Annotated in this window: 12 protein-coding genes; 8 read left to right on the plus strand and 4 right to left on the minus strand. The window is 44.2% G+C overall.

The window, feature by feature from the left end; translation table 11 throughout:
* The first annotated feature begins 318 nt into the window (after positions 1–318).
* The 8 genes from ltrA (at position 319) to MusilaSJ_RS25710 (ending at position 14,901) form a co-directional block, all read left to right on the plus strand.
* Positions 319–1,593 carry a group II intron reverse transcriptase/maturase gene (gene ltrA, locus MusilaSJ_RS25675; RefSeq protein WP_274985539.1) on the plus strand — a complete coding sequence of 425 codons (1,275 nt, stop codon included), beginning with the start codon at positions 319–321 and terminating at the stop codon, positions 1,591–1,593.
* A gap of 556 nt (positions 1,594–2,149) precedes the next feature.
* Positions 2,150–3,865: a putative phage tail protein gene (locus MusilaSJ_RS25680; RefSeq protein ID WP_274987607.1), complete on the plus strand. Its 1,716-nt coding sequence runs from the start codon at positions 2,150–2,152 to the stop codon at positions 3,863–3,865.
* A 15-nt stretch (positions 3,866–3,880) separates the two neighbouring features.
* Positions 3,881–5,746 (plus strand): glycoside hydrolase family protein, encoded by a 1,866-nt coding sequence (locus MusilaSJ_RS25685; RefSeq protein ID WP_274987608.1) that lies wholly within the window; start codon positions 3,881–3,883, stop codon positions 5,744–5,746.
* Positions 5,747–5,829: 83 nt separating this feature from the next.
* A complete protein-coding gene (locus MusilaSJ_RS25690) occupies positions 5,830–6,363 on the plus strand; it encodes an RNA polymerase sigma factor (protein WP_274987609.1) in 534 nt (177 codons plus the stop codon).
* Positions 6,364–6,401: 38 nt separating this feature from the next.
* Positions 6,402–7,526: a FecR family protein gene (locus MusilaSJ_RS25695; RefSeq protein ID WP_274987610.1), complete on the plus strand. Its 1,125-nt coding sequence runs from the start codon at positions 6,402–6,404 to the stop codon at positions 7,524–7,526.
* A 227-nt stretch (positions 7,527–7,753) separates the two neighbouring features.
* A complete protein-coding gene (locus MusilaSJ_RS25700; RefSeq protein WP_274987611.1) occupies positions 7,754–11,203 on the plus strand; it encodes a SusC/RagA family TonB-linked outer membrane protein in 3,450 nt (1,149 codons plus the stop codon).
* 23 nt (positions 11,204–11,226) lie between these two features.
* Positions 11,227–12,696, plus strand: a complete 1,470-nt coding sequence (locus MusilaSJ_RS25705) for a RagB/SusD family nutrient uptake outer membrane protein (protein ID WP_274987612.1) — start codon at positions 11,227–11,229, stop codon at positions 12,694–12,696.
* A 39-nt stretch (positions 12,697–12,735) separates the two neighbouring features.
* The gene (locus tag MusilaSJ_RS25710; protein WP_274987613.1) at positions 12,736–14,901 is read left to right on the plus strand and encodes a glycoside hydrolase family 2 protein; all 2,166 of its coding nucleotides are present in this window, start codon (positions 12,736–12,738) and stop codon (positions 14,899–14,901) included.
* On the opposite strand, the gene MusilaSJ_RS25715 is transcribed toward MusilaSJ_RS25710, so the two are convergent.
* From MusilaSJ_RS25715 to MusilaSJ_RS25730, 4 genes are read right to left on the minus strand one after another with little or no spacing between them, the layout of a single operon-like run.
* A complete protein-coding gene (locus MusilaSJ_RS25715; protein WP_274987614.1) occupies positions 14,832–16,352 on the minus strand; it encodes an FGGY family carbohydrate kinase in 1,521 nt (506 codons plus the stop codon). The two genes, MusilaSJ_RS25710 and MusilaSJ_RS25715, sit on opposite strands and share 70 nt — an antisense overlap.
* A complete protein-coding gene (locus tag MusilaSJ_RS25720; RefSeq protein WP_274987615.1) occupies positions 16,352–17,326 on the minus strand; it encodes an ABC transporter permease in 975 nt (324 codons plus the stop codon). Before MusilaSJ_RS25720 ends, MusilaSJ_RS25715 begins: the two co-directional genes overlap by 1 nt.
* A 9-nt stretch (positions 17,327–17,335) precedes the next feature.
* Complete coding sequence (locus MusilaSJ_RS25725; RefSeq protein WP_274987616.1) at positions 17,336–18,841, minus strand: sugar ABC transporter ATP-binding protein; 1,506 nt, start codon at positions 18,839–18,841, stop codon at positions 17,336–17,338.
* A 3-nt stretch (positions 18,842–18,844) separates the two neighbouring features.
* A complete protein-coding gene (locus MusilaSJ_RS25730; RefSeq protein WP_274987617.1) occupies positions 18,845–19,468 on the minus strand; it encodes a DUF2291 domain-containing protein in 624 nt (207 codons plus the stop codon).
* Positions 19,469–19,472: the final 4 nt, after the last annotated feature.

Consider the following 19,472-nt stretch of genomic DNA (forward strand, 5'->3'; position numbering starts at 1 on the left):
CGGAAAGCGGACACACTTACCCTGGGAGGTCTGCGTAACGACGAGTTCGTAAAGCGCAGAAGTCAGCAAACGTCATATTAGTTCCGAAACGAGCTCCGCAAAGCGGAGAGGTCTCACAAAAGGATGAAGGACTGCATGTTAGAATTGGCCAAGACGCTGATGGCTCTGTGTCGTCACCGCTAACAACGGAACCCCATAAGCGAACTGCCTGCAGGAGGATAGGCCGGAAGCCGAAAGTAAAGTGCAGGAGGAGTTGAGGTGCGACATGCGAACAAGGCGGCTGTAAGCCGGAAACAAATGTTTTTTTTTAAAAGAAGTATGCTCGAAGAAATACTTGATTACAGGAACATCAGCAAAGCGCTGAAACAGGTAATGAGCAATAAAGGCGCTGGTGGGGTTGACGGTATGCAGACCGATGAACTTCGCGACTACCTGAACGAGCACTGGCGTCCGCTCAAAACAAGTATTTTAGAGGGCAGTTATCAACCAAGCCCGGTACGGAAAGTAGAAATCCCCAAGCCCACAGGCGGTCGCCGGATGTTAGGCATACCAACCGTAATCGACAGGCTCCTTCAACAAGCCATCAGTCAATGGCTAAGTCCGCAATACGAACCGGAGTTTTCCAAAACAAGTTACGGTTTCAGGCCAGGCAAGAACGCCCGTCAGGCGGTCATGCAGGCCCAGGAGTACCTCAATGAAGGTAAAACAAGGATAGTAGAGTTGGACTTGGAAAAGTTCTTCGACCGTGTCAACCACGACAAACTCATGGGATCGCTATCAAGAAAGGTAAAAGATAAACGCATCCTTGCGTTGATCGGCAGCTATCTGCGCAGCGGTATTATGGAAGGCGGGGTTTCAAGCGTCCGATTGGAAGGCACCCCACAGGGTTCACCGCTTAGCCCTCTACTTTCCAACATTATGTTAGATGAACTGGACAGAGAACTTATACGGCGCGGGCACAGCTTTGTGAGGTACGCCGACGATTGCAGCATCTACCTTAAGAACTGGAAATCAGCTCATAGGGTAGAAGGCAGTATTATCCGGTACGTAGAAAAGGAGCTTAAGCTAAAAGTGAACAGGACAAAGACGAAAGTCAGCGCCCCGGCGAAAAGCACGCTTTTAGGCTTCTCTTTCTATCGCAGCAAAGGAAAATGGGAGATACGGCTATCGAATCTGACGGTAAAACGGATTCAAGGTAAGATTCGCCGGCATACGGAGCGGAAGCACCCGAACCCAATAGCCGAAAAGATAAGAGAATTGGAGACGGTCATCATGGGCTGGATAAATTATTTTTGGATAGCCACGGCAAAATCGCAGATGCGAATGTTGGATGAACTGGTACGAACCCGTTTACGGATATGCCAATGGAAACAATGGAAGCTACCAAAAGCAAGGGTGAAGCGGCTAATAAAGCTGGGCGTTAAGAAAAGGAAAGCTTATGAGTGGGGAAATAGCAGTAAGGGATACTGTCGGGTAGCCCACAGCCCCATACTGCAAACCACGCTTAACAATCTGTACTTTAATAACTTAGGATACACAGGGTTCGAGAACAGATACTTTTGGAAAACTAAACACCAGTTATCTATATTCTGACAAACCGCCGTATACCAGACCGGTACGTACGGTGGTGTGAGCGGACGGTAAGGGAGAATTTCACTCCCTTACTTCCTACTCGATTATGCCCATAGGATAGTTTTTTGCATGGAAATTTGATTTGGCCAAGTTGATCCGCTTGCTCAATTAAATATGAAAAAAAAGCGCTCAACTTGCCGTAATTGTATTACAAGCATATTACAAGAATTACATCATATAACGAACATCCGGTAATATCAGACTTCTAACTTGAAAAGAATTAGCGTAAAACTTCCGGGGGGAATCGGGCAATAAGAGCGTATTCCGTTACAGGTTGACCATAATAACTCGTTGATTTCAAATTTGAAATTATCATTTCTGAACAAAATTCATTGATCTAATCAGCACGGAACCGCATGGTCAGGCGTACCTGGATTAGGATATGCAATATGATGAATACACATTAAAAGCTGGTGACTCATTACGCAATCATTTTAATTTCAAATGCTTTCACCCATCGTTGTAATTTTTTAGTCTGTTAAGTATAATCCAATTAAAACTTACCAATAAACCTGTTATGAGATTTTTATTCTTTTTGTTGTTTCTGGCATTTAGCCAGGTATCCTATAGTCAAACCGGTACAGACGGAACATTTACCGGAACTATTGCCCAGGTTAGGGCGCTTAACGGTTCGGCATATAAACAAGCTGCAACAACTGATTATGGGGCCGGGAACTGGTATAAGGACACTGTTGACCATACAAGTTCAGATAACACGGGCACTATTTTAGTAGATATGAGCGGGAACCGCTGGAAGCGTATCTTTTCAGGGCCTGTTTTTGTTAATTGGTTCGGGGCCAAAGGAGATGGAGTAGCAAATGACGGACCCGCTATACAATCCTGCTTCGATAATGCAGCGCCCTATCAAACTATCAGTTTTAATAAGGGGACTTACAAGTTCGACTCTGTTGCAATGATCAGGACTAATATTAACATTGCCGGCAACAAAGCCAATTTGCTGGGTACTATAAATGTAGGAAATGACACCGCGAAAACATACAACTCTATCATATCCGATTGTACCTTCACCTTGTCGGGAAACGCAATACAGATTAAGAATTGCCGGAAACTGAAAATTACCGGGAACGTGTTCAACGGATGCGACAAATCCATTTACGTAAAGAAGGGAGCTGGCGGCGCGCACTACAATGCCATGATAGAGATTATAGATGCTAATTATTTTAACGATGTGAATTATTGCTTTTATGTAGACCGTGCCACTGCGTCGAGTTGGCTGACCACAAGCGACTGCAGTTTCTCCGGCAATGTAGCCAATAACGCGCTGATCACGGCTGTTTATTGCAATGGTATTGATGGGCTGCGGTATGAGAATAATACCATATTTATGCCATCTACCATGAGTCAGCGGGCAAACAAGGTTAATCATTTAAAGATCATAACCCAGGCTGATTGGGTGATTGTTTCGAACAATAACTTTTTCGAATCCGGTGAAGAGAGTATTGCAGTAGAAAATTGCAAAAACCTGAACATCAGCGGAAATAATTTTGCATGGTGCGGACAAAAAGGTGTTTATAGTCTGATCAAAGCCAGCGGAACCATCACGGACCTGGTGATGAACGTTAGCGGAAACATCATTAACAAATTTTCGGGTAATGTTGTCGAGATCGACAGTACAACGTATGGCCAGGTAAATGTTACCGGTAATACCATCAATTATGCTAATACATTTACAAATTATTTTGGTTCGCAAAACCTTGCGCTGATCAATCACTACATCATTAAAGCCGGTAACGCCTTTACTCAATATTTTCAGAAAAATAATTACAATAGTATCGCTAACTTAAAGGTGTTTTATAAAACGGGGATAGTATCTAACTATGAATCCTGGGGAAACTATGTAGCCGAAAGTAATATGAGTAAAACCATAACAACGGTAAATAATACTACGCCTGTAGACCTATTGGGGGTACTTGACGCGGCTGCAAACACTTCAACTTATGGCGGAACCATTGTTATCAATGCAAAAAACTCAGCTTCCTCCAGTGCCAATACAACCACTTATTATATAATGGTTAACAAAAGCAGCACATCAACATCGCCGGTATTAAGCGTCATATCCAGCCTTGGTCTTACCTCGGGAGCAGCCGCAAGTCATCCGTCTTTTACATTTAGCCTTTCTGCTAACCGCCTTTATGCTACGCCGGTCAACCTTACCAGCGGCACTTTCTATTTCTACAGTAAATCACAAGGAAACCTGATCTTAACCGAATAATTAAAAAATATAGAAATGTCAGCAAAAGGATCCAAGCCGACGCTTTTTTACTGCCGGCTTTATTCAAATAAAGTAATCGCCTCATTCGCGTGTATAAGTGCCATTGTGGTGCTGATATTAAATGCCCCCACACAAGCTCAAACGCCTGTCCTCCAGGGTAAAGGCGAATTTGACGAACGTGTTACGATGGTGATCGATCGTCTGACAGGCAGGAACTATCAGCCGTTTTTCACAGAAGGTTTTGTCCTGGCGGATGTAAAGATTAACAAGGATAACCCACGTCGTTTTTACAATTTCAGCGGCGATTTGTCAGGAAGATATATCGAAGTAATGGCCATGGCCGATAAAGGCAGGGTAAATTTCAATTTGCCGGGGATGGTTAGTAAGCTCATTGCCTGCCAGCACAGCGACGGGCGATATGGAGATCCGCTGCTTAGCTTTTCGGAAGAGCAGATCGGTGCCCCTCAAATGGCGTTGCTTTGGGGAAACGGCCGTTTATTGGTGGGCCTGCTCACTTACTATAAATACTACCATGATCAGCGCGCGTTAAATTCGGCAAAAAAGCTGGGGAATTTTTATCTAAGTGTATGGAAGTCTTGTGTTAAACCCGCCGTTGTGAAACGGCTTGAGGATGCCGGAGCCACGGGCATCATATGTTTAACACAATACATAGAAGGGCTTGTGTTGCTAACCGAAGCCACTGGCGATGAAAAATACGTAACTGCCGCAACCGGAATATATCCTTATTTACCCCCGCGCGGTAACCAGCACACGCATGGCTATCTGACTACGCTGCGTGGTGTTTTGCTGTTATATCAGCACACGCATCAAAAGGAGCAGCTCGAATTTGTTCGAAAGAATTATGAGGAGTTAATTAAATCAGATGATTTGACACAGTTTGGAAGCGTCCGTGAATATTTTGGGCACGAAAAAACCGAACGTGATGAGGGGTGTTCAACCGCGGATTTTATCCGGCTTAGTTTTGATCTTTACCGGCAGGCGGGTGATCAGCGCTATCTTGATCTGGGCGAATTCGCGTTGTATAACGGCCTTTATTTTAATCAGTATTATACAGGCGACTTTGGCCATCATCTGATAAACAATTCAGGCTCAAGCCCAGATTATCTCCATGCCGCCTGGTGGTGTTGCACCATGCATGGCCTCCGGGCGCTTTATGATGTGCGCGCGCATAATATGGTTGAGTATAACGGTAAATACTACAAGATCAATCTCTATTTGGAAACAACCTTTTATGATAACCGTATCACACTTTCCCTTAGTAAAAGGCCTACGGTGAATGAACATCATTTTTATCGTATAATAATCGGCAGGAAACACCACACAAGCGATGCGTTTGTTCTTCGTTTACCCCCATGGGCTGTTGATCCGGTTTTAAAGCTTAATGGCAAACCGATTGATTTCAAAGTAAGTACCGGGCGGCTATTGCCCGGACAAAAGCTGGGGAATGCAGATACACTTGAGGTAGGCTTTAAATATCAATTCAAAGTGATCACAGCGGATAAAGAACAAATTAACGTTGAGGCTATTCGGTCAAAGGTTAAAGGCAGTATTATTTATGGGCCCAACCTGCTTTGTGTTGATGATAAAACTGACCCGGTATATACTGCAGAACCCAACAGCAATATTGTTTATACAACAACATTTAAAGCTGATAAAGAGCAGCTGTATCGCAACTATAAAGAGGTATTTTATTCGCACGCCGGCTATCCATCCTATGCCCGGACATTGCTTAAGCCAGTCGCGGATCTGACGTTCAGCAAGCATGGCTATATTTTAACCAATTTTATTTTGACCCCGGTAAAAGACAAAAATCAGTTTGATCAGGATAATTCGATGCTTGAGCCCTGGCGGGAAAAATAGAATTATATGATATATTTGAGTTATCCCTTTTATAGCCGGTTGTTTACCATTATTTAACCTTATTGTGACCATTCGATATTTTCATGAGCGACGATAATACTTTATTGGAAGAGTTGAAAGCGGGTGACATGAACGCTTTTGAGAAAGTATTTAACAAATACCATAAGCTGCTCAGTATCGAAGCCTATCATTTATTGGGCGATGAAATGGAAGCCGATGATATTGTTCAGGTCCTTTTTATTGATCTGTGGGATAAGAAGTACTATAAACACATAGATCAATCGTTAAAAGCCTACCTTCGGACTGCTTTAAGAAATAAATGCCTCACCCGCCTGTCAAAAGGCATAACAGATAAAAAGCGGCTGGATACTTATATATTGAATACCGATGTGATCTACTTCGATGACAAATTGGAACGGCGTGAAGTGGCTTTAGGTATGGAAACGATCATCAATGATCTGCCCGCACAAAGATTACATGCTTTTAACCTGGTTTACCTCCAGGAGAAGAAGTATAAAGAAGCTGCCGCCGAAATGGGTATAACGCCTAATTCATTAAAAACCCATTTGAAGCTTGCTGTAAAAACACTCAGGGAGAAATTCAGGAAGATTCGATAACATTCAGCTTTATTGACCGCTCAGCCTTAGCAAAGATCATGGATTACGGAAAAGATGAAATAAGAGATTTATTATTGGAGAAGATCGCGGGTACGATCAGCGAACAAAATGATCATTTGGTAAATGAGGCCATTGCCCGGTTTCCGGATATCGAGCGTGAATGGCTGGCCTTGAAAGCGAAATTCGATTCATCTCCGGGAAGTACCTATCTCCATTCGCTGGACACCGGAAAAAGCTGGTCCGCACTAAGATCGAAGCTGCATACGGAACCTTTTAAAAAGCCGGATACGTTCAGGGTATGGATGGCTGCGGCATCGTTCCTGATCATTGGCGGCCTGGCCTCTTATTTTATGTTTTTTTACAACCAGACAAATGGGCTTACAAAGCCGTCAACGGGTCAGGTTCGGCTTGAATTGGCAAATGGCTCGATGGTTAATCTCTCGGATAGCACAAAAACCATATCTGTAGGCCATATGCGGGTTTATAATAAAAACAAGCAATTGAGTTTTACTGCCATGCCGGCCCAGGCTGTTTCCTGGTTAACGTTAGTGGTGCCGGTAAAAGAGTTTTACAAAATAAAGCTCCCGGATAGCACGGAGGTTATTTTAAATGCAATGTCTGCTCTGAAATTTCCGGATCATTTTACCGGCGATAGCCGGGAAGTTTTTTTGACTGGCGAAGCTTATTTTAAAGTAACAAGCAATAAAGAATTTCCTTTTATAGTCCATACGTCATCCGGTAATATTAAAGTACTGGGTACAGTTTTCAACGTACAGGCTTATGACAGCGATAAGCTGGTGACATCCCTGGTAACCGGAAAGGTGTTGCTGCAGTTCGCTGATCAGGAAAAATATCTGCAGGCAGGACACCGGGGGACAATCAGCAACTCCGGCTATAAGGATGAATTATTTGACCAGAACCGCGACCTGGGCTGGCTATCCGGCGAAGCTTATTTAAATAATACGCCGTTGAAGGAGATTGCTCCCTTATTGAACAGGTGGTACGCCATAAAAACCGTGTTTGCCAGCCCGGATATTGCGGATATTAAACTTTCGGGTATTGTATTTCGGGATAAACCGATAACACTTTTTCTGAGCAGTATTGAATTCTCCTCGCATTTAAAGGCAACCTTAAAAGACAGTACTGTTTATATCTCGCATTAGCTTCAGGTTCATCTGTAAATTAAGCATCAGCAAATACTGGCTTAATGATCAGTAATAACCTATCTAATATCTGGGTAATAATAATCAAGCGTTTAATGAACGGGCCTGCATGCTTAATCGATAGATTAATTAAATCCGATAAATAAAGAGCTTTAATGGTTCACCCAGGCGACTTTTTTTTTAGTCTTATTAGCAAAAGCAATTATTAACCACTTACCGAACCAATTATGAAGAAAACTTTATTTTTAGTTTTTTATTTGATTTTTGGGCTATTGTATATACCGGAAAGCTATGCGCAATCGCCCGGTAAATTTACTTTATCTGGAGATCATGTCAGTTTCCGAGATGTATTCGACAGTATCAAAAAACAAACCGGTTATACCGTATTCTATGACAGCCGTACCATCAACGATCAGGAAAAGATCAAAGTTGGCTTTGTACAGGCTGACCTTAAATCCGTATTGAACACCTTGTTCCAGGGCAGGTTTATTGAGTGGGTTATTAATGATAAGCTGATCGTCTTAAAAAAAAGCAGCGTAAGCCCCGGCCCTGTTACTACCGAAAAGACACATACACAAGTAACAGGCGTTATTACCGGCGATGACGATCATCTGCCTTTACCGGGAGTCACAGTCCGGCTTAAAGGCGGTACCAATGCTACGGTGACAGACGTTAATGGTGCCTTCACCATTACAGCCGCAGTTGGTCAGGTGTTATCGTTTTCCTATATAGGTTTTCAAACCCGGGAGGTGGTAGCTGAGCAGCTAATGAATGTTGAGCTCCATAAGAATAGCAGTAAATTAAATGAGGTAGTTGTGGTTGGTTATGGTACACAACGTAAAGCATTGGTCTCTGGTTCGGTTGCGTCGATTACTTCGGCAGATCTGGAACATCAAACCGGCAAAAACATCCTTGACGATATGGCAGCACAGCTACCCGGCGTTTCGGTACAGGATGGCACAGGCCGTCCAGGGGCTAACCCGGTAGTACGAATCAGGGGCACCGGATCCATCAGTGCAGCCAATACACCTCTTTATGTGATTGATGGCTTGCCCCTTGAAAACGCCGACGATATCAATACACTTAATCCTAATGACATTGAAACACTTGACGTTTTAAAAGATGCTGCCTCGGCCGCTATTTATGGATCAAGGGGAGGCAACGGTGTCATTATCATTACCACAAAAAAAGGGAAGACGGGACAAACTAAGGTAGATGTATCGGTAACGGCCGGTGTACAACAAGTATCTAAAAAGATCGACGTTTTGGATCGTGACCAGCATATCGCTTTTGAAATTGAAGGGCAGGCAGCGAACTGGGCATCGGTAGGGGGAGATCCGGCTATCGCCAATGGCTTCCGGACTAAAAACGGGCAGAATTATAATTATCCCGCAGTTTTCAATGATCCTTCTCTTTTGCCCAATACAAACTGGCAGGATGAGATATTCAGGACCGCAGCCCAGGCGAATTATCAGGTTGCGGCACAGGGAGGGAACCAGGCTACAACGTACTATATATCGGGAAATTACTATAAACAGGATGGGATCATAAATGCAACAGGCTTTGCGAGATATGCAGCCCGGCTTAACGTAGCCACCAAAATCGGCAAAATACTGCAATTGGGTACCGACCTGACGCCGAACTACACCACTGAAAATATCAGGCAAACAGACGGGCACCCCACTTCAGGTGATGGGGGCATCATCTTAAAAGCCCTGACGCTTCCTCCCACTGTTCAACCCAGGTATCCGGGCGGCTTATATGGCGGAGTGCTTGGAAATCCTGTTTATGTATCAACAGGTTATTCCCAAATCAGCTCTCCGCTGCAAGTGCTGGAAAACCCGGAGTATTTAAACAGGAGAGAAAGCGGAAGGATTACGGGTGATATATTTGCCGAACTTAAACCTGCCGACGGTATCACTTTTCGGACAAGCCTGGGCGGGGATTTTAGAAATTATTGGCAGAATTATTATCGGCCATCCACAATTAGCATTGGCAGTGTTGCCGCGATGACCCCCGAGTTTCCTAATGGTAATATCAATAATATAGCAAGTACGCACAACGAGAATCGAAGTATGCGTTATGCATGGGCCAACACGCTGACTTTAAAAAAAACCTTTCAACAGGTGCATGACCTAACCTTGCTGCTGGGATTTTCTGCAGAAAAGAACAACTCTGAGGCTTCGGCATTAACCGGGCAAAGCGGAACGTTTGATAATGATCTCGTTAACTATGTTACAGGGGCCTCTATCATTACAGCAGCCGCTAATAAAGAGCAGTGGAGTTTGCTGAGTTACCTTGGAAGGTTGAACTATGCCTTTAAAAACAAATATTTATTAACCGCTTCGGTCAGAAAAGACGGTTCAAGCCGTTTTGCGCCAAATAATAAATGGGCTACCTTCCCCTCCTTATCACTGGCCTGGGTCGCTTCTGAAGAGCCTGTTCTTAAGCAGCTGAACTGGCTTAGCACACTGAAGTTCAGAGGGAGCTATGGCATTACCGGCAACTTTAATATCGGTAATTACAGATGGCAGGCATTGTTAGCCAAATACAATTATAGTTTTGGCACAGGAGATGGTACGCTGGCAACCGGTTATGCTCCCGGCGGTTTCACCAACCCCGATCTGACCTGGGAAGAGAATAAGCAGTTCGATGTGGGTGTTGACCTCGCGGTTTTAAATGGCCGGTTTAATCTTACGCTGGATTATTATAACAGAATTACAGATAACCTGCTATATAGCATCCCGGTACCCTCGATAACAGGCTTTACCACAACGTTCGGTAATGTGGGCAAAATAAGGAATCGCGGCTTTGACATCGACTTTAGCTCCACTAATATTAAAACCAACAATTTTACCTGGACCTCCAGCCTTAACTGGTCTGCCAATCGCAATGTGGTGCTGCAACTGGGCAAAAACAATGAGCCCATTATTGTAACCAGCGAAAATACGGTCTCGCAAATTACGAAGGTTGGTGGTCAGCTGGGAGCTTTCTATGGCTACCCCATTGCCGGGATATTCAGGGACCAGGCTGAGGTGACTGCCCATCCCGAGATGAAATTTAATTCGAGTTCCGGACCGGGGGATACAAAGTTTACAGATACCGATGGCGATGGCAAGATCACTCCTAACGATCGTGTTATACTTGGCAGCAATAACCCGGATTTTATTTATGGAATCACCAATCATTTTTCTTATAAAAGGATTGGTTTGGATATCCAACTGCAAGGAGTGCAGGGAGGACAGGTCTTCTTCCTGGCAGAACGCTTCATCGGTACCAACGGTCTGTCACTCAATCAGCTTACACAATCAGTGCAGAACCGGTGGGTATCGCCCGATAATCCTGGCAATGGAGAGTATACCAAAGTAACACCTGCCAATTCGCTTTCGCCGGGACTGACAGAATCCAGCGTTTCGCGCTGGCTCTACGATGCCTCCTATCTGCGGGTGAGAAATGTTACTTTAAGTTATATATTCCCTGGGGCGCTGCTTAAAAGAGCCAGGATCAAAGCGGCCCGTATTAATATTGGTGTTCAGAACCTGTTCACTTTTTCAAAATACATCGGCTATAATCCTGAAACGAGTATGAATGGCGAATCGGTAACCGCTCCCGGAATTGATTATGGGGTTTATCCTCTCGCCCGAACCTTTACCATCGGCCTTAATCTTTCCCTGTAATATTTTCAAATAAAAGTATCGTTATGAAAAGATATTTCTCCATTCTGATTTTTATAATGCTGTCGCTTTTTATCGGTTGTAAAAAAAGCTATATCGAATTAACTCCTATTGCTGCAGGTACTCAACAGCAATTCTATAATTCGGCAAATGATTTCAAAAATGCAGTTAACGCCACTTATTCGGCCCTGCAGCTTGCGGGAGTGAACGGGGCTGACTTTATATTCGGAGACCTGACATCGGATGACACTTATGCCAATTCTGGTTCTTGTCTTAGCGGACATTGCGATTTTGATAATTTTTTAGTGACTGCATCCGGTTCTGCCGCTTCTGCCATTTTGAATAACAGGTGGAATAACTGTTATACGGGCATTAGCAGAGCAAACGCCATCATCAGCAGAATTGACGCTATTAACATGGATGCTGCTTTAAAAAAGCAATATACCGGCGAAGCCAGGTTTTTGAGAGCTTATTTTTATTTTACGCTTGTTAAAACATTTGGCGGCGTTCCCCTGGTATTAAAAGAATTGAAAACAACAGATGAGGCTTACACCTATACCAGGGAAACGGCAGACAATGTGTATAAACAAATCGAAACTGATCTTACCGGTGCGGCATCGCTTTTGCCCTCGTTTTATAACGCATCTGATGCAGGTCGTATTACAGCCAACGCGGCAAGGGGCATGCTCGGTAAGGTGCTGCTGTTTCAAAATAAGTTTACTGATGCTTTGCCGGTACTTAAGGCTGTGATCGATGCTAATATCTACACTTTAATTAATTATGCTGATATTTTTCACCATAACAACGGCAACAATAAAGAGATATTATTTTCCATACAATATACGCGCGGCGGGATTGGGCAGGGGGCAGCATCTTTTGTGAATTTTGTGCCCGAGAACTCCGGAGATGCGGTTCAGGTAGGGGCCGGCAATGGTTTTAACGCCCCCACGCCGGATATTATCAATGCTTTTGATGCATCTGATGTGCGGAAGGAGGTATCGCTGGCTACTACTTACGTAAATGCTAAGGGTGTTACAGTTAACTATCCATATGTTAAGAAATTTGTTGATAAGGGAATGGTAGCTAAAAATGAAACCAGTGTTGACTACCCTGTACTTAGATATGCAGATATCCTGCTTATGTATGCCGAGTGTCTTAACGAAACAGGTAGCACGGCAATTGCTATCCCATATGTTAACCAGGTAAGGACGAGGGCAAATGTAATCAGCCTTGGCAGTCTTACCCAAAGTGACCTGCGGGTTGCCATCGAAAAAGAACGGCGCCTGGAATTTTGTTTTGAAGGCCAGCGCTTTTTTGACCTGGCACGTACAGGCAGATTGCTGACAGTAATGAACGCCTATTTCGTGAAATACAACCTGCTTGCTCAAGGGGTATTAATTCAGATAAAGGATTATCAAAAAATATTCCCGGTGCCGCAAGCGCAAATTGATATCAACCCGGATAAAATCAAACAAAATCCGGGTTACAATAACTAAGCGGGATAGTGTATGCGCATAAACGCGATAAAACAAAGGATGGGAGATAAGATCTGCCATCCTTTTCGCAAGTCATTCTTTTATTGGAAGGTAGTTGTTCTTGATTTTCTATTGATGATGACGTTTGATGAGTCCGGACAGGCAAAGCAGAACAGGCAGGTTACCAAGGTCTCTTTTAGCGATGAGTTGCCTGCAAGACAACTTATTTCACTTAATTTGGGATGGCGGTTTCATTATCTTTATGATGTACGTAAAATTTTTCAGCAGCAGCAAGTAGATATCCCCCACACCTGGAATAACAGACCGGGGCCTGATACTTTAAATTATAACCGGACAGCGGCTATTTACGAACGGAGCTTATCACTTAAAAAGGAATGGCGCGGTAAAAGGTTCTTTTTGTATTTCGAGGGTGTTAATTCTTCGTGCAGCGTATTTGTTAATAATAAATATGTGGATAGTCATACCGGTGGTTACACGGCATTTTGTTTTGAGATCACAGCATTTGTAAACTTTGAAGCAGAAAACATAATAACTGTCCAGGCAAGCAATGCTTTTAGCTACGGGGCCTTGCCGGTTGCCGGAGATTTTAATATATACGGCGGGGTACACAGGCCGGTATCTTTGTTAATTACTCCTCAAAATTGTATTTCTCCGCTTGATTTCGCGTCGCCCGGAGTATACGTTGCGCCTATATCAGTTTCTGAGAAAACAGCGAAGATTGGTATTAAAACCGTTCTCTCCTTTGCACAGCCAAACAGTAAGCTGCAATTGATGACACAGATTATTGACGCAAAAAATCGAGTCATAAAAGAAAATATTTTACCTGTTTCAGCAGATACGACCTTAAATGATATGCTAACCGTTTCGCAGCCTCATTTATGGAACGGGGTTAAAGATCCTTATCGCTATAAGGTTACTGTCAGCATATTAGCAGGTACTCGTTTAATTGACAGCGTTTCGGTTTATACCGGGTTAAGATATTTTAAAGTAGATCCGAAAAAAGGTTTGCTGCTCAATGGCCATTATCTTAATATCAGGGGTGTTTGTCGTCATGAAGATGTGTTTGGAAAAGGATCTGCGCTGGGCGATGCAGATCAGGAACGGGATATCGCTTTGATCAGGGAATTGGGTGCCAACGGCGTCAGGCTCACGCATTATCCGCAATCAAAGTTGTTCTATGACCTTTGCGACCGATACGGGTTGGTGGTATGGAGCGAACTACCGCTTGTAGGCCCCGGTGGATATCGGGGGGCAGGATTTGTGAATAGCCCGGCATTAAAAAAACAAGCCAGGCAAGTGCTCACGGAGATGATCAAACAAAATTATAATCATCCCGCTGTCCTTTTCTGGGGGCTTTATAATGAGCTTAAGCTTGACTATGATGACCCGCGGAATTTTATTAAGGAACTGGACCGGTTAACTAAACAACTGGATCCGGGCAGGCTGACTGCAGGCGCCACTTTCCTGGATGGCGCGGCATTTAACGGCCTGACCGATTTAATTGGGTGGAACAAATATTATGGCTGGTATGGAGGTGACGCTAAAGATTTGGGAGCTTGGGCCGATCAAACCCACAGCCTGTATCCACAACAAGCATTCGCGCTAAGTGAATATGGAGCCGGCGGAAGCCCTTTTAAACATGCCCCGGAAGGATTACGGCCATTGCCGGATAGCCGTTTTCACCCGGAAGAGTGGCAATCCTCTTTTCATGAAAAAAGTTGGCATGAACTGGCAAAGCGTCCGTTTATATGGGGTAAATTTATTTGGGTGTTGGCTGATCTTGGGTCTTCTATCCGAAATGAAGGAGATCAGCCAGGAATTAATGATAAGGGGCTGGTAACCTATGACCGGGCCATAAAAAAGGATGCCTTCTATTTCTATAAAGCCAACTGGAATGATGAGCCAATGCTCCATCTTACCGAACGACGTTTTGCCGAACGTAAGGACTCTGTGATCAGCGTTAAAGCTTATACCAATTTCCCGATTGCCGAATTATATGTTAATGGAAAGTCGCAAGGCACACTGCAAAAAGACTCGCTATGTCGACTGATATGGCCGGCCGTACGCTTAAAATCCGGTTTAAATCATATTAAGATCATTGCACAAAAAGGGAACCTTCGGCTTGTTGATTCCTGTTATTGGCGACGTTTACTTACAGGGCGTAATGATCCGGTAATGCCCACTCTTTTGCGCCATTCTGAATAATAGAGGCTTATATTTTCGGCATAAAACCCTTTTTTAATGGGGCTGTTTTTGCCAGCCAGGTTTTTTATATATTCAATATCTGCAAAGACACCTGCATTCAGCCCCGCGAGCATGGCCGCGCCTTTTGCCGAAATATCTGGCATATCATTACATATCAAGTTACATGGCAGCAAATCCGCCAGGAAAGTCACCACAAATTTATTTGCGGTGATGCCGCCATGTATCATTAACTCACTTAGGCTGATACCTGCATCGATTTGCATAGCCTCTAATACATCCCTTACCAGGTAGCCGATAGATTCGAGCGCTGCCCTGGTAATATGGTTTTTATTGCAATCGAATGTAAGCCCGGTTATTTCGGCTTTTCTGTCCATTTGCCAATAAGGAGCGCCCAGGCCACTGAAGGCAGGGACAATATAAACGCCGTTATTATCGGCTACTGAACAGGCCATTGCTTCGGTCTCAGAAATCTCTTTAAAAAGGCCCAATTCATTTTTTATCCACTCAACGGTAGCGCCGCATGAAACGATGACGCCTTCCAGGGCGTAATCAACCCTGTCTTCGGTGCTCCAGCAAATGGTGGTAACCATGCCATTAGCAGATGTTTTAGCGGTGTTCCCTATATTCATCAGAATGGAACATCCTGTACCCAACGTGGCTTTTGCTGTTCCCGGTGCGAAGCAACCCTCGCCGAATGCAGCTGCATGGGAGTCACCGATCATTGCGGTGATATTTACAGGTATATCAAATATTCCACCGAAATTTGATTGGCCATAAAGCGAAGAGGAGGGTTTAATTTCAGGAAGATTTAATCCGGATAGCCCGAATGCGTTTAAAATTTCGATGTCCCACTGTAGTGTGTGCAGGTTAAAGAACAGTGTGCGCGAGGCATTGGTGTGATCGGTATAATATTGAGTGCCATTGGTGAATTTATACAGCAGCCAGGTATCTATCGTTCCAAAATAAGCTTCACCATTATCAACAGCGTTGGTTATAGCTTCATTATTTTTATAAAGCCACAGCATCTTGGTGCCCGAAAAATACGGATCTATGATCAACCCTGTTCGTTCCTTTATTAACGGTTCCAAGCCGTCAGCCTTTAAAACTTCACAAACACCCACCGATCTTTTGCATTGCCAAACTAAAGCATTGTGCAGTGGCATACCATCCTTATCCCAAACTAAAAAAGTTTCGCGCTGATTGGATATACCACAGCAACTTATATTAGCCAGGTTGCCGCCGTTTAGTTTAAAAATATCCGTGCATTTTTTTATTGCATCAAGTACGTTTTGATAAATGGCCTCTGGTTCCTGCTCCACAAGTCCGCCGCCAAGGTAATGCGTTTTTAATGGCTCAGTAACTTTACAAACCACTTTACCCTGTCCGTCAAAAACAAGGCATTTGGTACTGCTTGTCCCCTGGTCTACTGCCAAAATATATTGCTTGTTCATTATTCGCTTTTTGAGTTGGCTTTATCAATAATTACGGCTAAAAGTATGACGAAACCTTTAACTACTTGTTGCCAGAATGGTGAAACATTCAACAGCACCAAACCATTATTCAGTACGCCAATGATCACCGCGCCCAGCACGGTACCCCAGATACTGCCTTTGCCGCCGGATAAAGACGTACCGCCGATAACCACAGCGGCTATGGCATCCAATTCATAACTGGTGCCCGCGTTAGGTTGTGCGGAATCCAGCCGGGAGGTTACGATCAGTCCGCCTATGGCGGCCAGCGCACCGGCAAGGCCATATACAATTATTTTAACCTTGCTGATGTTAATACCCGATAGTTTAGCGGCATTCTCATTACCACCTATGGCGTAAATGTATCTCCCCAGCGGCGTTTTACCGGTGATTAAAATGGCCGTCAAAACAACAATGGCCGATATCCATACCGGTACAGGTATCCCCAGGAGCCAGCCGGTACCTATATAAGCAAAATGATTTCCCAATACCGATATTGGGAAGCCTTTGGTCCATAACAGGGCGAGGCCACGGGCGATGGTAAGCATAGCCAGCGTAGCTACAAACGGGGGTACCTTAAAACGGGTTATCATCCAGCCGTTAAACGCGCCAATGAACGAACCTGTAAGCAAACCGGTAATAATTGCCCCTAAAACCGTGAAGCCGATAAATAAATTGGCGGCGGGTATCGCTATGCCGTTTTTCAACAGCCCCGCTGTGATGGCGCCGCATAGGGCCAGAACCGAACCAACTGAAAGGTCAATCCCCGATGTCAGTACTACGAGCGTCATCCCGACCGCGATACAGATGTTGACGGAGATCTGCCGCATCACGTTCCAGCCATTATCAACCGTCATGAATTTATCCGACAGGAATGCCAATACCACACAAAGCACAAAAAGCGCGATCAGCGGTTGAAATTTAATTAAGTAGGGGCGATATTTATTAAGATTCATCAGGTGCTGTTAATTGGTTTTAGGGATGGCGGCCTTTAATATATTATCTTCGGTTGCGTTGGCTGCAGAAAATTCGGCTGTGATTCTTCCTTCCGACATAACGAGTATACGATCGGATAAAGCCAGGAGCTCCGGTAATTCCGATGATACTACAATTATTCCAAGTGACCCGGCGGCCAGTTCAAGTATCAGCTTATAAATCTCATTTTTTGCATGGATATCAATGCCGCGCGTTGGCTCATCCAGCATTAATATTTTGGGCGATGTTGCCAGGCATTTTGCAAGCACAATTTTTTGTTGATTACCTCCGCTCAGATTTTTTACCGCCTGGTTTGCCGAGGGGGTCTTGATTTTTAACAAGTCGATATATTTCTGAGCAAGCGCAGCTTCTTTTTCCTCGTTGAGCCAGCCAAATTTTTGCAGTTTATGAAATGATGTTAAATTGATATTAGTTTTTACGTTGAGGCCCAATACCAACCCATCGCGTTTGCGGTCTTCGGGCACCAGGGCTATACCTGCTTTCATCGCTGCCGCAGGCGATGTGAATTTTACAGTCTGGTTTTTAATTTGTATGGTACCCGGCGAAGTTTGATGATGTAAGCCATATATAGTTTCAAGCAACTCGGTTCTTCCGGCGCCCATCAGCCCAAAAATGCCCAGCACCTCGCCGCGCCTCAATGAAAACGAAACGTTGTTCACTAATAAGCGCCTGGCACTTTCGCTATGCTTCAGGCTAATGTTTTGTACCGATAATAATGGTGTGTCATCAGCACGGGTGCCCGCCTTTTTAAGTATATTTAATTCGCGGCCTACCATTTTTTTGATCAGGGCATCATGCGTCATACCCTGCATATCGCCTGATTCAATGGTACAGCCATCGCGGAGCACAATATACCTGTCGGCTATTTTAAAAAGCTCATCTAATTTGTGTGAAATGTAAACAACGGCTTTGTTCTCTGCTTTAAGCGACGCAATGATCTCAAATAAAACAGCCACCTCACCTTCGCTGATAGCCGATGTAGGTTCGTCCATGATGATTACATCGCAATCGGTAAGCAAGGCCTTTGCAATTTCAACAACCTGCTGCTGGCCAACCTTAAGCCCGGCGATAAATGTATCAGGGTCAACATCGAGTTTCAGCTGCTTTAATAATTCAGCAGTTTTAACACGCATGGCACCACGATCGAGAAAGCCCCAGCTATTGACTATCTCCTGTCCTAAAAAGATATTTTCTGTGATGCTTAAATGCGGAACCAGGTTAAGTTCCTGGTGAATGATCGCAATCCCGGCCTGCTGTGCCTCACGCGGGTTTGTAAAGTTTACTTGTTTACCCTTCAATATTACCCTGCCTTCGTAATCCGGGTAAACCCCCGAAAGGATCTTCATTAGGGTGGATTTCCCGGCGCCGTTCTCACCTAAAATTGCGTTTACCTTGCCGGGATGCAACTCCATGCAAACATTGTTGAGTGCGGTGACACCCGAAAACTTTTTGGTGATATTTTCTGCGACAAGCATATATCAGCGCATAATTTTTAATGATACGGGTATAAATTCCGAGCCTGCAACGTCAAGGTGTGCGCTGTTCAATTCAACTGCGCCTGAAAATTCTATTTCATCCCCCTTTTTTGCCTTAGCTTTAAAGGGCGGTAAAACCTGCCGCCGGATAAGTTTATTTATCTCTGCGGATATATTATTAAGATCGGCGGTGCTGCCAAAATCATTAATATGTATCAACCCTGTTGCATCACGCACAGCGTTGCCAAATACGTATTCGGTGGCTATATTAATAATTGCATGCATGCTATCCGTTTGCAATGTTACGTTTTCCTCATTTACACTAACGACCCTTCCTCTGCCTTTAACCCAAAAGAAGCGGATGGTGCCAATATCCAGGGCATTCGAATAAGTATCAAACGTTTTTTGAGGGGCCGATTGCAGGTCGGCCAACAAACGGTCAACCGGTATAGCCTTGCCCATTAAGCCCGGCAGTGTTATATTTAAATAATTTGATGCATATGCTGCGGCGTTAAAATTGCCGGTATTAACCGCCTTCATGCTATGAAGTTTCTTAAAGTAGATGGATTTGTAGCCGATAAAGACCAGCACCACCATCCATAAAATGCACTTCAGTGTTTTGTTCATACCT

Source organism: Mucilaginibacter sp. SJ (genome assembly GCF_028993635.1).
Taxonomy (GTDB): Bacteria; Bacteroidota; Bacteroidia; order Sphingobacteriales; family Sphingobacteriaceae; genus Mucilaginibacter.